Consider the following 13,506-nt stretch of genomic DNA (forward strand, 5'->3'; position numbering starts at 1 on the left):
TATACTAGGTAGGAGTGAAGCTGTATTTCTCTATTTTTAAAAGCATCCCCTTTATCATAGGTAGATATGTGACTGTTCTTGCACTCATCCTCGTTAATTGAATTCCACTAAATAGGATTCCTGAAACTGTATAACAATATCACTGCAATTGGAGGTTAACAAATGAACAAAAGAGAAAGTATTCTGCAAGCATTGAGTGAGCTCCAGCAAGATGATCTTAACCCGAAAGGAGGCAATGTGTGGGCGTACGTTTACGACAGTGGATTACGTGAAGCTGAAAAAGTAGCAACAGAGGCACACAATATGTTTATAAATCATAATGGGCTTGATTTCACCGTATTCCCTAGTCTATTACAGCTGGAAAATAATATTGTAGCAGAAATCGCAGAACTCTTTTCGAACGAGCCAGCATCAATAGCTGGTACTTTTACCAGTGGTGGTACAGAAAGTATTATTCTCGCTGTCAAAGCAGTGAGAGATTATGCAAGCGAGCATAAACCATCAATAACAACACCAGAAATAGTTCTCCCAAGTACTGCGCATGCAGCCTTTCATAAAGCAGCACACTATCTAGGAATAGATACCATAGTCGTACCCGTCAATAACACAACATTTAAAGTTGACACCAATGAAATGGAAAAGTAACATCAAATACAATCATGCTAATAGGATCGAGTGTCAATTATTCACACGGTGTTAGCGACCCCATTCCTGAATTGAGCTTGCTGGCCGAAAAATATGAAGTTTGGCTGCATGTTGATGCATGTATTGGTGGATTTTTATTAGCTTATTATAAAAAACTGGGACACCCTGTTATTGATTTTGATTTCAACCTTACTGGTGTTTCGTCCCTATCGGTTGACCTGCACAAGTATGCTTTCACACCAAAAGGAGCTTCGGTGATTTTATATCGGGATAAACAATTACGAAAATATCAATATTATACCTGCACCAATTGGAGTGGCTACCCCGTTGTTAATACAACCATTCAGTCGACCAAATCCGGTGGTCCTCTAGCTGCTTGCTGGGCAACATTTAAGTATATTGGTGACGATGGTTATAAAAAATTAGCCGAAACGATATGGCATGCGAAGCAGGAAATCACCCAGCATTTTACGATGCTAGATGATTTATATATTTTAGGAGATCCTGAAGCAAGCCTGTTAGCAATTGGTTCTGATACGATTGATATTTTTCAGTTGGCAGACGAGATGAAAAAATCAGGATGGTATATTCAAGTTCAGCCAGGTGATAGCAAGACACAGCCTTCCATCCACTTAACAATCACGCCTGTTAACCGAATAGATGATTTTTTCCAAGGGCTGAAGGAGGCAATTAATCAAGTAAAGTCCCATCCAAGAAAATCCCTGAAACATGACGTTTCCTCCCTGCTTAAGGATACCGATATAACTAATGAAACTATGGCAACCCTCTTGCATGCTGCAGGTGTAAAAGCAGACGGAAGTCTCCCAAGTGAAATGGCATCCATCAATGAACTACTCCATTTATTACCCCATGAAATTACAAGTGAAGCTTTCCTCTATATAACAAATGAATTATTCACACCAAATAAAACGTTTACTAAAGGAATCGAATAGCATGAATCGTTGGGTCCACCTTACCGGCTATTCGCTTCTCATATTCAGCTCACAAGTTTTATGGGTTACGTTCTCCCCCATTACAACTGATGTTGCAAAGGATATGGGTACAAGTGTAGGTAATGTGGGTACTTTAGCGGCATTATTCCCAATCATTTATATTATTGTTGCACTTCCGGCAGGGAGATGGCTTGACTCGCATTTTAGAATTGCATTAACTTTTGGGGCACTAACAATAGGGTTTGGCGCGCTTGCAAGGTTAGCTGACCCTACAAGTTATTTCTGGCAGCTTGGAATTCAGGTTGTTATGTCAATTGGTCAACCTTTCATCATTAATGCAATTTCAGCATATGCAAGCAGGTACTTCCCGGAGAAAAACCGTTCAATGGCAATATCTATTTCAAGTGTCGCTTTATTTTTTGGTGTGATATTTGCCATGTTATTTAGTCCAATATTATATGTTAATGGCGGGCTTACATTAGTTTTAACAATATTTGCAATCCCATCAGTACTAAGTATGGTTTGGGTATTGTATACACTAGCTGGCACAAAGACCTTTACAGTTACGATTAAAAAAGAAGATACACCCAAGCTTTCTGTTCTGCTGCGTGATAAATTCTTATGGACACTCAGTGGATTGCTGGCAATGGGGCTAGGAGTATTCGATGCATTAAGCACCTGGGTGGAGCCTATTTTTGAACAATATGGTATAACTGGAACAACTAGTGGTCCATTAATGGCATTAATGATTTTATCTGGAATAATAGGTTCTATTTTTATGCCTTCGTGGGTAGCCAAAAAAGATACTAAAAGAGCCTTCATAATAATGGCAGTAATCTTAAATGCAGCAACATTTTCAGCAATAATTATCTGGCAATGGGTACCATGGATTGCATTCTGGCTAATCGCTGACGGGTTTTTCCTGCTTGCTGGATTTCCAATTATAATGGATTGGACAGAGAAACAATTCAAGTCAAGCCAACAGGGTACAGCAATAGGTTTCGTAATGCTCACAAATCATGCTGGAGGCATTTTATTAATATACCTTGTAAAAGTACTTTTGTCGCCACCTTCATTAGCTTTAGGATTATTGGTTTTCATAAGTATATTGGGAATGTTATTAGCAGTAAAATTGCCAAAACGGCAGAAGCCAATGACAGATTTTCTTGAAAATAGCAAAAAGTAATTTAAAAAAATGAGGCTGCCATTTTCACTAATGGATAGCCTCTTTCACTTCATACTCACCAGTATTCGCCTGTGAACGAATGGTTTCTTCTATTGTCGTTTGGATACTCGCGGCAAGCTCCCCATGCTTTATGTCCTGATAATGACTTGGATAAATTGGTTCAGTGATAGTCATCGTGATTGTCGATGGCTTTATTTTCCCCTTATCCTCCTCCATCATTTGGTAGGTTCCATTTATTGCTACTGGAACAATCGGAACTTTTGCTTTTGTTGCCAGCCGTAAACTGCCCGATTTAAATTCATTCAGATTGCTTCCCCTGCTTCTTGTACCCTCGGGAAAAACAACAATCGAATGTCCACTTTTAAGATGTGTAATTCCTTGGTTAATTGCCTTAACTGCCTGGCGACGGTCACTTCGATCAATGAAAACACAATGAATCAATTCCATCCATGTGCTTACTATTGGAAGCTTTTTCGTCTCTTTTTTTGCAATAAATCCAATCGGCTTCCCTAAATAACCAATTAAAGCTAAGATATCAAATAATCCCTGATGATTGGCAACAAACAATACAGCTTCATCAGGCAGTTTTTCCTGCCCGTAAACATGAACGTCCGACTTCGTTTTTTGTATCACTTTTTGTGAAACCATCTTCGGTCCAGCAAATATTTTTTCTTTATTTAACTGATTACTCGATTGTGATGCGAGCTTTTTAGACCTGCGCAGTTTAAAGCCGCTCCCAATCACAATGAATATAGCATATATGTATATTTTAAAGCTACGTACCATTTATAATCCCCCTCATATCAACAACTTAATTATACCGTCGAATTACGGAAGCGCAAGGGGCAACTGCAAAATACAAAAGCGCAAGCGCCTGTTCAGCGCCGTATGGACTGCGCTCAGCTCTGCGGGTGGGTCGACGTTGCCACGCAAAGCGGCGGTCTTAGTCGATCTTCCTTTTCCCTGAGATTAGATGAACTTTACTTATCGCCAATGATGGCGAAAGTAAAGATGAATCTTATGCTTGGAAAGCGAAAAGGATACACGAAGAGCGTAAGCTGCCCCACAGGACGTGGGGTAGTTCGACGTTGCCACAGGATGTGGTGGTTTTAGTCGAACTTCCTTTATTTCTTATCGTAAACACGGGGAGGGAAGTCCACTAGGCGCTAGGCGCTGGCCGGTGAGAACGCCACGTCCTGTGGCGTCACCGGCACTAGTACGTCCTGTACGTCGGAGCTGGACATGGCTGATTCGGGAGTCCAGTTATTCACAGCACTCAAAATTTATAGTTTCCTAAACAAAAAAAAGAGACCGACCAAAGTCAGTCTCTCATAAGCTATTTACTTACCAATAAATTGTTGTGTCCAATAGTTTCCTTGCTCTACATATCCTACTCCAATGTGCGTGAAGTCAGAATTCATAATATTTTTACGGTGACCTTCACTGTTCATCCAGCCATTCACTACTTCTTGTGGAGTGCGTTGACCTTTTGCAATGTTTTCACCAGCTGTTTGATATGAAATCCCAAATTGTTTCATCATATCAAAAGGAGAACCGTAAGTTGGACTATTGTGTGAGAAGTAGTTGTTTGTCGACATATCACTAGATTTCTCACGCGCAACCTTACTTAATTCTGTATCAACCTTAAGTGCTTCAAGGCCCTGGGCAGTACGCTCTTTATTTGTTAGTTCAACCACTTGTTGTTCAAATTCATTTAACTGTTGTGATTGTGTTTGTTCTTGTTTCTCTGGTTGTTTAGTAGTTTCTTGCTGTTTTGGTGCTGGAGCTTCTGTTTGCTCAGTTGGTTGCTCTTGTTTCTCAGGTTGTGCTTGTTCTTGCTTATCTGGCTGTTCAGGTTGTTCTTGCTTTTGTTCTTGTTTGTTTTCCTGCGGTTGTTCTTTTTTAGGTTCAGGTTTTTCTTGTTTTTGCTCTTCTTTATTTGATTGTTCGTCTTGCTGTTTTTGTTGCTTTTCTATTTTATTCCATTCAACTTGGAAATCCTTAAAGTAGTTGTTTAATAGATTATTTAAGTTCTCTTTTGAGAATTGCTGTCCATTAATAGAGTAAAATACTTTATTTGATTTATCCTCCGATTGACCTGCGCTTGCAGATGCATCTGCAGAGGTTTGAAAAGCTCCACCGAATAGTAATGCTGCGGATAATGTTGTTACAATTATTTTGTTAAACATGTGTTTTACACCTCTCCTGTGGTTTTTTGTGTTGCAAAATAATCATACCACGTGTTTCTTGTAATAATTTTGGAAGCTATTGCCATACTGACTGAAAAGACTTCTATTTTTATAAACAATCCTATGATTATAGATTTAAAGATAGGTTACTTCCTAGATTATTAGGAAAAAGTTAAAACTACAGGAAAAAATTACTTATTAATCCCTATTGACACCCTTGAAATCCAAGCTGTTATATTACAAAGGACAACATTTTGTAATCGTATTGTTACTTGATTTATTTTACAGTTTTCTCTGTTGTACTGGCTTTTAAAGGCAATATATGTAAGTTCTTTATCTACCCCCAAAAACTATGATAAAGTATAGAAATGATATAGAGAAAAACTGTCATCATTGGAGGAGCTTATATGTTATCTAATGCAGAGATTGGAATCGATTTAGGTACTGCAAATATACTTATTTATTCAAAGACTAAAGGGATTGTCTTGAACGAGCCATCTGTTGTGGCTATTGATATGAATACGAAACAGGTCGTAGCTGTCGGATCAGAAGCAAAAGAAATGGTAGGTAAAACCCCACAGAACATCGTCCCAATAAGACCATTAAGAGATGGTGTTATCGCTGACTATGATGTGACTGCACAAATGCTTAAAGAATTTTTGAAAAAAGTAAGCAAAAAAATGGGGCTATCCATGCGTAAACCAACTGTTGTTGTATGCACTCCATCAGGAAGTACAACAGTAGAACGACGCGCCATTCATAATGCCGTTACAAGCTATGGTGCAAAGCATGTTCATTTAATAGAGGAACCGGTTGCTGCTGCAATTGGGGCTGATTTACCTGTTGATGAACCAATAGCAAATGTTATTGTTGACATTGGCGGCGGCACATCTGAAGTTGGCATCATTTCATTTGGTGGTGTTGTTTCATGTAATTCCATCCGCATCGGTGGAGACAAGATGGACGAAGAAATAACCCATTTCATTCGAAAAAAATACAATATTTTAATCGGTGAGCGTACTGCCGAAAATATTAAAATGGATATCGGCCATGCACATGAGGAACATACCGAGGAAAAAATGGAAGTACGTGGTCGAGACATGGTAACCGGTTTACCGAAAACCGTAACTGTTTCTTCAAAAGAAGTATATTCTGCATTAAAAGAATCTCTTCAGCAAATCCTGGAAACAATTCGTGCAACACTGGAAGAATGTCCACCAGAATTAAGCGGGGATATTGTTGACCGCGGAATTGTGCTAACCGGAGGCGGTGCCCTACTAAATGGTATGAAAGATTGGTTAGCAGACGAAATAATTGTACCTGTCCATATTGCACCAAATCCACTGGAATCAGTTGCAATTGGAACAGGACGTGCACTCAAAATGATAACAAAATTACAAAAAGCAGCAAAATAATGCTAATAAAAGCCGTGTACCAGCAATGGGCACGGTTTTTTTTGAGCAATTAAGAGAGTCGATTTACCCTCCCCTCCTTCTGTCGATTCACGTGGCTCTTCTGTTGATTCATGCCCCGCTTCTGTTGATTCGCGCCCCCCTTCTGTTGATTCATGCTCCTCTTCTGCTGATTCACGCCTTTCTTCTGTTGATTCATCCCCCTCTTCTGCTGATTCACGCCTTTCTTCTGTTGATTCATCCCCCTCTCCTGCTGATTCATGCCCTCCTTCTGTTGATTCGAGCACTTCTTCTGCAGATTCACTCCCTCCTTCTGTTGATTCAACCTCCTCTTCTGCTGATTCTCGCCCTCCTTCTGTTGATTCGAGCACTTTTTCTGCAGATTCTCGCGCCTTTTCTGACACTTTTCCATCAAAATACTAGATAACTATTTACAAATTTTTCTGAATATAATACTATATAGATAGTGAATCATGTAAAAACGTCTCCGCGTTTATGACACATGATCGTAAAGCACGAATTAAATGATGCTGCCTAATCTGTTTACAGTTCTATTCCAGTTCTTATTCAACAGGTAAAAGCCAGTTCGAATTGACTTACAGGGTAGTCTGTAGTCATTTTGGAGTGGCTTATTTTATTTAAGGAAGGAGTGAGCAAATGGCTGGAGCGCTTGAAAATATCAAGGTTCTGGATTTGTCACGTGTGCTTGCTGGCCCATACTGTACAATGATTCTTGGTGACCTTGGTGCAGAGGTTATAAAAGTAGAAGCACCCGGCGGAAGTGACGAAACGCGCAAATGGGGTCCTCCCTTTCAGAATGGTGTTAGCGCTTATTACCTTAGTGCCAATCGCAACAAAAAAAGTATAACTGTCGATTTAAAGTCGGATGAAGGTATTGACGTTATTAAAAAGCTCGTAAATGAAAGCGATGTCATCATTAATAACTTTAAATCCGGGAAAATGAAGCAATTTGGTTTGGACTACGAAACACTCGCAAAAATTAACCCTGGTATTGTATTTTGCTCCATTACAGGATTTGGTGAAACCGGACCCTACCAGGATATGCCGGGATATGACTTTATTATTCAGGCGATGAGTGGTCTTATGAGCATTACTGGTGATAAAGAATCAGGTCCGCAAAAAATGGGGGTAGCAATTACTGATATTTTAACAGGGTTATATGCTTGTATAGGAATTCAGGGCGCACTGCTCGAGCGTACACAATCAGGTGAAGGACAAAAATTGGACATTTCTCTTTATGACTCTGCCGTCAGTGCTCTCGTAAATATTGGCAGTAATTACTTAATGGCTGAAAAAATTCCAACTGCGCTTGGGAATCATCATGCTAATATTGTGCCCTACCAGACTTTTAAAACAACTGATGGTGAAATGGTCATTGCAGTTGGGAACGACAACCAGTTCAAGAGACTTTGCGATATCTTAGGGAAACCGGAATATGCATCAGATAAGCGATTTCAAACAAATCCTGATCGTGTTGAAAACCGGCAAGATCTGGTTCCATTGTTACAGGATGTTTTTTCAACCAAACCAACAGCATACTGGCAGGAAAATTGCGAAAAAAATAATATCCCATGTGGACCTATCCAGACAATTGATCAAGTAGCAAATGACCCGCAGCTTCATGAACGGGATATGTTTATTAATAGTGTTCATCCGACTGCAGGAGCTATTCGAATGATTGGGAGTCCGCTGAAATTTTCGCGAACACCTTTTCAGCTGAAACACCACCCACCAGATGCTGGTGAACATACTGATGAAATCTTAACTCAATTAGGAATATCAAAAACGAACAATTAGGAGATGATTAGATGGATTTTAATTTTTCAGAAGAACAAACAATGCTGCGTACTACGGTAAGAAACTTTGTTGATAAAGAGATAATGCCTAATATTGCTGACTGGGACCGCGAAGGAAAATTCGATCCCTCGATCATGAAAAAGCTGGCCGACCTTGGATTAATGGGTGTTTGTATTCCAGAAAGATACGGCGGCAGTGGGATGGATTATAATTCACTGGCAATTGTCTGTGAGGAACTGGAGCGTGGCGATACAGCATTTCGCACTTCAGTTTCCGTCCATACCGGTCTTAACAGTATGTCCTTACTTCAATGGGGTACTGAACAACAAAAAGAAAAGTACTTAATTCCGCAAGCAAAAGGTGAACAGGTTGGCGCATTTGGGTTAACCGAACCTGGTGCTGGATCAGATGTTTCCGCATTACAGTCCACTGCTGTTAAAGATGGCGATCATTATATTTTAAACGGCCAAAAAACATGGATTTCCTTATGTGATACGGCTGATAATTTTCTGGTTTTTGCATATACCGACAAGGAAAGCAAGCATCATGGCATTTCTGCATTTATTGTTGAGCGAACATGGGAAGGTTTTTTCTCAAAAGCTACGAAAGGAAAGTTAGGTATTCGTGCAGGTAACACTGGGGAGCTTTTTTTTGACAATGTAAAGGTTCCAAAAGAAAACTTACTCGGTGAAGAAGGAGAAGGATTCAAAATAGCAATGGCATCACTTGATAACGGGCGATTTACTGTTGCTGCTGGTGCAGTCGGGCAAATAAGAGCATGTCTTGAGGCAAGTGTGAAATATTGCCATGAACGCGAAACATTTGGAAAACCAATCGGAAAACATCAGCTTGTTCAACGCATGATTGCCAATATGGAAGCAGGACTGCAAATGAGCAGCCTACTCGTTTATCGGGCAGGTGAGTTGAAAAACGAAGGAAAACGAAACACGCGCGAAACGTCAATTGCAAAATGGCAGGCATGTGATTTCGCCAACAAAGCAGCTGACGACGCCGTTCAGGTTCACGGGGCATACGGCTATTCAGATGAGTATCCTGTTGAACGTTACCTGCGTAACTCGAAAGCACCAGTTATTTATGAAGGAACCCGGGAAGTCCATACTCTAATGCAGGCAGATTATGTATTGGGTTATCGGCAGGATAAGCAGTTAAATAAGATGTTGCCAGCCTGGGAAGGAAAATAGTCTAAGGAGGGTCTCACATATGTTCGAAAATGAAACAAAAAGTATTTTTATTAATGGTAAATGGCGAAATGTAAATTCACAGCAAACGGATACTATATACAACCCCGCTACCCTAGAGCCCATAACAAAGGTGGCTTATGGTGGAGCAAACGAAACTGAAGAGGCAATCACTGCTGCATCAGAGGCGTTTCAGCTATGGCGTGAAATGACAGGTCGTGAACGGTCACGCATATTATACAAAGCGCATGAACTTATGCTTGAAGAAGTCGACCGATTAGGGGAAATTTTAACGACGGAGCAAGGTAAACCGATTAAAGAAGCAAAAGGTGAAGTTAAAGGAGCAGCAAGCTTTTTACTATGGTATGCCGAAGAAGCAAGTCGTGCATATGGAGAATGGATTCCTTCTTCTAATAAATCCAAGCGTCTGCTCGTTATTCCGCAACCTGTTGGCGTGGTCGGCGCCATCACACCGTGGAATTTCCCGGCATCCATGATAACCAGAAAAATAGCACCTGCATTAGCTGCTGGCTGTACAATTGTGCTTAAGCCAGCTCCAGAAACACCATTATCAGCCATCGAAATTGTCAAAATACTTGAGCGCGCAGGCATGCCAAATGGTGTTGTAAATTTAGTGACTGGAGATGCAGAAGCAATCGGGAATACGATGCTTACGAGTAAAGCAGTTCGTTTGATAACATTCACTGGTTCAACAGAAGTCGGAAAACATTTAATGCGGGAAAGTGCTGATCATGTTAAAAAACTATCACTTGAGCTTGGCGGTCATGCACCGATTATCGTTTTTGACGATGCAGATATTGATAAAGCAACTACCCTTGCATTAGCAAGCAAATTCCGAAATAATGGCCAAACGTGTATTTGCGCTAATCGGATATATGTTCATGACTCCGTTAAAGAAAGCTTTACACAAAAGCTTACTGAAAAAGTCGAAAAGCTCAAAATAGGTTACGGCCTTGCTGACGATACGGATCTTGGTCCATTAATTAATCAGCAAGCCTCCGTAAAGGTTCAGAAACATCTTGATGATGCGATTGAAAAAGGTGCAGCTATTGTTACAGGCGGTAATAAATGGTCCGGCGATATGGAAGGTTATTTCTATCAGCCTACTGTTCTATCAAACATTTCAGATGATATGCTCATTATGAACGAAGAAACATTTGGCCCTGTTATGCCAATTCAAACGTTCACGGATGAGGTAACCGCAATTCAAAATGCAAATAACACAGATTACGGATTAGCCGCCTATATTTTCACAGAAACGACAAGCCGTGCGATCCGGGTTTCTGAAAAGCTTGAATATGGAATTGTTGGTGTAAATGATGTATTTCCAGCAGTAGCTGAAGCCCCATTTGGCGGTATCAAGCAATCAGGTGTTGGGAAAGAAGGCGGACACTACGGTATGGATGAATTTTTGGAGAAGAAATATGTATCAATGGGGATAGAATAAAGTTGTACCCCCACCTTCCTTTGGTGGGGGTACTTTAGTTACCCAGGTAGTGCTCATACTGCTTATATAAATCATTTAATGCAGATGCCAGTGCATTCCCGGCTTTACCTAAGTAATGTTCTTTTACTTCCTCAACAGGCATTTCAATTCCATCCTGTAAGCTATGCCCTCTAAGTAATTGCTGCACAAATTGCCTTCCATGTTCCGTTGCCAGTGTACAATTAGCTGCTACAATCACGCCGTATTTTTTGTCAATTTCAGCAGTGATGGTCAATGTTTCATACATATTTTTTGCAGCCATTCCGGATGGCAACCTGGCATGGCCTGCTATAAAGACTGTATTCATAACAATTCAGATCCCTTCGAAATTATAAATCTGGCCCGCGATAACCTAATTGCCTCGAAATGGTCTGGGCAGATTGTTTTGTTTTATTTTTTAGTAGTTTTAGGTTGTCTCCTTGAAAATGACTTGATAACCCGCTAACAGCTAACGCGGCGATAACTTGGTTACGAGAATCGTAAATTGGATAGGAAATCCCTGTCGTATCTGCATCCTGCTCCCCAATACTGTATGCATATCCATCCTGGTAGATTGTTTCCAGTTGCTGCATTAATTGCTGTTTATCGATTGGAGTATGATCACCTAATCGGTATAGTTCTGAATCACTTAATATTTTTTCCTGCTGTTCACGTGGCATATTAGCAAGCAGCATCTTAGGACCAGACCCCACATACAGTGGTGAGCTTTTTCCAATTCTAGTATACAATCGCAAAGCTCTTGCACTGTCTACTTTTTCTATGTACGTCGCTTCATCCTGACTTGAGATAACCAAATGAATTACTTCATTAATTTCTTGTGCGAGTTCTTCCATATATGGTAAAGCAATCGTTCTTATCTCCAGTTGGTCTGACACAATTTGTCCCAATTCAAGTAATTTTAATCCCAATCGGTAGCGACCATCATGTTCGTTTTCCTTTGTTTTATATAAAAAATCACTGGATTCCAAAGCGGATAACAATCTGTATGCGGTTGGTTTTGGGATATCAGCCTTATTGGCAATCTCTTTCAATGTTAATTCTGGTGTTTCCACTGTAAAGTAATTTAGTAGTTTCAATGCCTTTATCACACTTTGATTCATGACCGAAGTCTCCTTGCTGCATCCTAATTTAATATATCGTATAAAGCAGTGAGGTTGCCTCATTTGATGTAGGACAACCTCAACAAACCTGTTAAATATTTACATGCTCTTTTTCTGTATTGCCTGTTTCAAGTATGTTCACATCTCTTTTTGCCATTTCCTTCATGTAAGTTTCACCAGGGACACATTGCTCTGGAGGGTATACACCTCGTTTAGAAATTGTACCATTACCAATCATTTGTGCAACTACCGAAATTGTATTGGCTGTAGCACGAGCCATTGCTGTTACATTACTTACTCTATCTTTATATGTCGTCATTTCGTACTCATATGTCTTTGGTCTTCCATCTTTTTCACCGGAAACTTTTATCCGTAATAATACTGCATCGTCCTTTTCCTTTAGATCGACAATTGGATCGAGAACTTTTAGCAATACCTCTCTTGGGTTAATTTGCTGTCCGTTGACATCTACCTGATAATCCATTCGTGTCAAATTAAGATCAACAAGTAATTTAAACTTCTCTGCATGCCCTGGATAACGGATTGTTTTGTATTCCAGCGTTTTTAAGTTCGGGTATGAGATTGATAATGTAGATGTCCCGCCAGATGTATGGAAAGCCTCCAATGGGCCGAATTTTTCAAAATATACACGTTCAACCTCAGTCAACGATGAAATTTCCTGCTTCACTCCATTTCGAACAATAAGGGATGGATCTGTATAATGATCAAATACACCTTCCATGGAAAATACATGATTATATTCAAATGGCGGCTCTGGTTTAAGCGGTATTCCACCTACATATAATTTTATTTCCTCTAATTTATCTAACTTACTTGCGCCATGACCAGATAGAATGTTAATCATACCTGGAGCAACCCCCAAGTCAGGTATTAAAGTCACTCCCGCAGCTTTTGCATCCTCTTTCATTGCCAAAACTTTATCAGTCATGTGGCCAATGTGACCACCCAAATCTACTGAATTTACTCCAACCTGGATTGCTGTTTTTGCAACAATTTCATTAAACGAATAAAACAAGGCGTTTATGATCACATCAAACTGGCGCATATAGTTAGCCAATTCTTGTTCATCGCTGGCATTTACCTGATAAGCTGTCAGTTTAGTAGATTTTAATTGATCACAAACCTGCTGAGCTCTCTCCAAATCAATATCCGCTAATCCTACAGCAGTTACACCTTCACTTCCTACTAAGTCTCGTGCAGCTTCTTTCCCCATTAATCCAGATCCTAATACACCTATTTTCATACATCCTTCACACTCCCTGTATAAGATTTTATATAGTTAATACCCACCTTATATAACCATTTCTGATCAGTCGCCTTCGCTTTTCTTTGTCTAGCTACGGCTTCTAGCGACTAGTGGACTTCCTTCTCCTCCTTACGATAAGTCAACGTCGATTCGCTTACGCTCTTCGCATTTCCTTTATCTCAGGGAAAAGGAAGATCGACTAAGACCGCCGCTTTGCACGGCAACGTCGA

At 40.1% G+C, this 13,506-nt stretch carries 13 protein-coding genes; 7 read left to right on the forward strand and 6 right to left on the reverse strand.

Translation table 11 applies throughout. The features are described from left to right. The first annotated feature begins 162 nt into the window (after positions 1-162). Genes J2Z82_RS19530 through J2Z82_RS05250 form a run of 3 tightly spaced genes read left to right on the forward strand, consistent with a single transcriptional unit; the run spans position 163 to position 2,784 of the window. Complete coding sequence (locus tag J2Z82_RS19530; protein ID WP_209479735.1) at positions 163-645, forward strand: pyridoxal-dependent decarboxylase; 483 nt, start codon at positions 163-165, stop codon at positions 643-645. 14 nt (positions 646-659) lie between these two features. Beyond that, entirely contained in the window at positions 660-1,598 is a 939-nt protein-coding gene (locus J2Z82_RS05245; RefSeq protein ID WP_209479736.1) for a pyridoxal-dependent decarboxylase, read from the forward strand. 1 nt (position 1,599) lies between these two features. Then, positions 1,600-2,784 carry an MFS transporter gene (locus J2Z82_RS05250; protein WP_209479737.1) on the forward strand — a complete coding sequence of 395 codons (1,185 nt, stop codon included), beginning with the start codon at positions 1,600-1,602 and terminating at the stop codon, positions 2,782-2,784. A 27-nt stretch (positions 2,785-2,811) separates the two neighbouring features. Here J2Z82_RS05250 and J2Z82_RS05255 read toward each other — a convergent pair whose 3' ends face one another. Continuing rightward, the gene (locus J2Z82_RS05255) at positions 2,812-3,570 is read right to left on the reverse strand and encodes a lysophospholipid acyltransferase family protein (protein WP_209479738.1); all 759 of its coding nucleotides are present in this window, start codon (positions 3,568-3,570) and stop codon (positions 2,812-2,814) included. Positions 3,571-4,124: 554 nt separating this feature from the next. After that, the gene (locus J2Z82_RS05260) at positions 4,125-4,973 is read right to left on the reverse strand and encodes a CAP domain-containing protein (protein WP_209479739.1); all 849 of its coding nucleotides are present in this window, start codon (positions 4,971-4,973) and stop codon (positions 4,125-4,127) included. A gap of 407 nt (positions 4,974-5,380) precedes the next feature. Between J2Z82_RS05260 and mreBH the strand changes: the two genes are divergently transcribed. Then, positions 5,381-6,388, forward strand: coding sequence for a rod-share determining protein MreBH (mreBH, locus tag J2Z82_RS05265; protein WP_209479740.1), 1,008 nt, complete (start codon positions 5,381-5,383; stop codon positions 6,386-6,388). Positions 6,389-6,390: 2 nt separating this feature from the next. On the opposite strand, the gene J2Z82_RS05270 is transcribed toward mreBH, so the two are convergent. Next, entirely contained in the window at positions 6,391-6,789 is a 399-nt protein-coding gene (locus tag J2Z82_RS05270; protein ID WP_209479741.1) for a hypothetical protein, read from the reverse strand. A 253-nt stretch (positions 6,790-7,042) separates the two neighbouring features. Here J2Z82_RS05270 and J2Z82_RS05275 point away from each other — a divergent pair, with 253 nt between their 5' ends. Genes J2Z82_RS05275 through J2Z82_RS05285 form a run of 3 tightly spaced genes read left to right on the forward strand, consistent with a single transcriptional unit; the run spans position 7,043 to position 10,870 of the window. Next, positions 7,043-8,203, forward strand: coding sequence for a CaiB/BaiF CoA transferase family protein (locus tag J2Z82_RS05275; protein WP_209479742.1), 1,161 nt, complete (start codon positions 7,043-7,045; stop codon positions 8,201-8,203). Between the two features lie 11 nt (positions 8,204-8,214). Next, positions 8,215-9,405: an acyl-CoA dehydrogenase family protein gene (locus tag J2Z82_RS05280; protein ID WP_209479743.1), complete on the forward strand. Its 1,191-nt coding sequence runs from the start codon at positions 8,215-8,217 to the stop codon at positions 9,403-9,405. 19 nt (positions 9,406-9,424) lie between these two features. After that, entirely contained in the window at positions 9,425-10,870 is a 1,446-nt protein-coding gene (locus J2Z82_RS05285; protein WP_209479744.1) for an NAD-dependent succinate-semialdehyde dehydrogenase, read from the forward strand. Positions 10,871-10,904: 34 nt separating this feature from the next. Here the strand turns inward: J2Z82_RS05285 and J2Z82_RS05290 are convergent, their stop codons facing one another. The 3 genes from J2Z82_RS05290 to J2Z82_RS05300 form a co-directional block, all read right to left on the reverse strand. After that, positions 10,905-11,216: a DUF3870 domain-containing protein gene (locus J2Z82_RS05290; RefSeq protein ID WP_209479745.1), complete on the reverse strand. Its 312-nt coding sequence runs from the start codon at positions 11,214-11,216 to the stop codon at positions 10,905-10,907. A gap of 22 nt (positions 11,217-11,238) precedes the next feature. Beyond that, entirely contained in the window at positions 11,239-12,009 is a 771-nt protein-coding gene (locus tag J2Z82_RS05295; RefSeq protein WP_209479746.1) for an IclR family transcriptional regulator, read from the reverse strand. A gap of 91 nt (positions 12,010-12,100) precedes the next feature. After that, positions 12,101-13,273 carry a saccharopine dehydrogenase family protein gene (locus tag J2Z82_RS05300; protein WP_209479747.1) on the reverse strand — a complete coding sequence of 391 codons (1,173 nt, stop codon included), beginning with the start codon at positions 13,271-13,273 and terminating at the stop codon, positions 12,101-12,103. Positions 13,274-13,506 lie beyond the last annotated feature (233 nt).

The organism is Virgibacillus litoralis (genome assembly GCF_017873675.1).
GTDB lineage: Bacteria > Bacillota > Bacilli > Bacillales > Amphibacillaceae > Lentibacillus > Lentibacillus litoralis.

Excerpts from the sequence above, each read along its gene's own strand:
- J2Z82_RS05260 (WP_209479739.1), bottom strand. The coding sequence starts at position 4,973 with ATGTTTAACAAAATAATTGTAACAACATTATCCGCAGCATTACTATTC.
- J2Z82_RS05250 (WP_209479737.1), top strand. The coding sequence starts at position 1,600 with ATGAATCGTTGGGTCCACCTTACCGGCTATTCGCTTCTCATATTCAGC.
- J2Z82_RS05245 (WP_209479736.1), top strand. The coding sequence starts at position 660 with ATGCTAATAGGATCGAGTGTCAATTATTCACACGGTGTTAGCGACCCC.
- J2Z82_RS19530 (WP_209479735.1), top strand. The coding sequence starts at position 163 with ATGAACAAAAGAGAAAGTATTCTGCAAGCATTGAGTGAGCTCCAGCAA.
- J2Z82_RS05285 (WP_209479744.1), top strand. The coding sequence starts at position 9,425 with ATGTTCGAAAATGAAACAAAAAGTATTTTTATTAATGGTAAATGGCGA.
- J2Z82_RS05300 (WP_209479747.1), bottom strand. The coding sequence starts at position 13,273 with ATGAAAATAGGTGTATTAGGATCTGGATTAATGGGGAAAGAAGCTGCA.
- J2Z82_RS05280 (WP_209479743.1), top strand. The coding sequence starts at position 8,215 with ATGGATTTTAATTTTTCAGAAGAACAAACAATGCTGCGTACTACGGTA.
- J2Z82_RS05275 (WP_209479742.1), top strand. The coding sequence starts at position 7,043 with ATGGCTGGAGCGCTTGAAAATATCAAGGTTCTGGATTTGTCACGTGTG.
- J2Z82_RS05255 (WP_209479738.1), bottom strand. The coding sequence starts at position 3,570 with ATGGTACGTAGCTTTAAAATATACATATATGCTATATTCATTGTGATT.
- mreBH (WP_209479740.1), top strand. The coding sequence starts at position 5,381 with ATGTTATCTAATGCAGAGATTGGAATCGATTTAGGTACTGCAAATATA.
- J2Z82_RS05290 (WP_209479745.1), bottom strand. The coding sequence starts at position 11,216 with ATGAATACAGTCTTTATAGCAGGCCATGCCAGGTTGCCATCCGGAATG.
- J2Z82_RS05295 (WP_209479746.1), bottom strand. The coding sequence starts at position 12,009 with ATGAATCAAAGTGTGATAAAGGCATTGAAACTACTAAATTACTTTACA.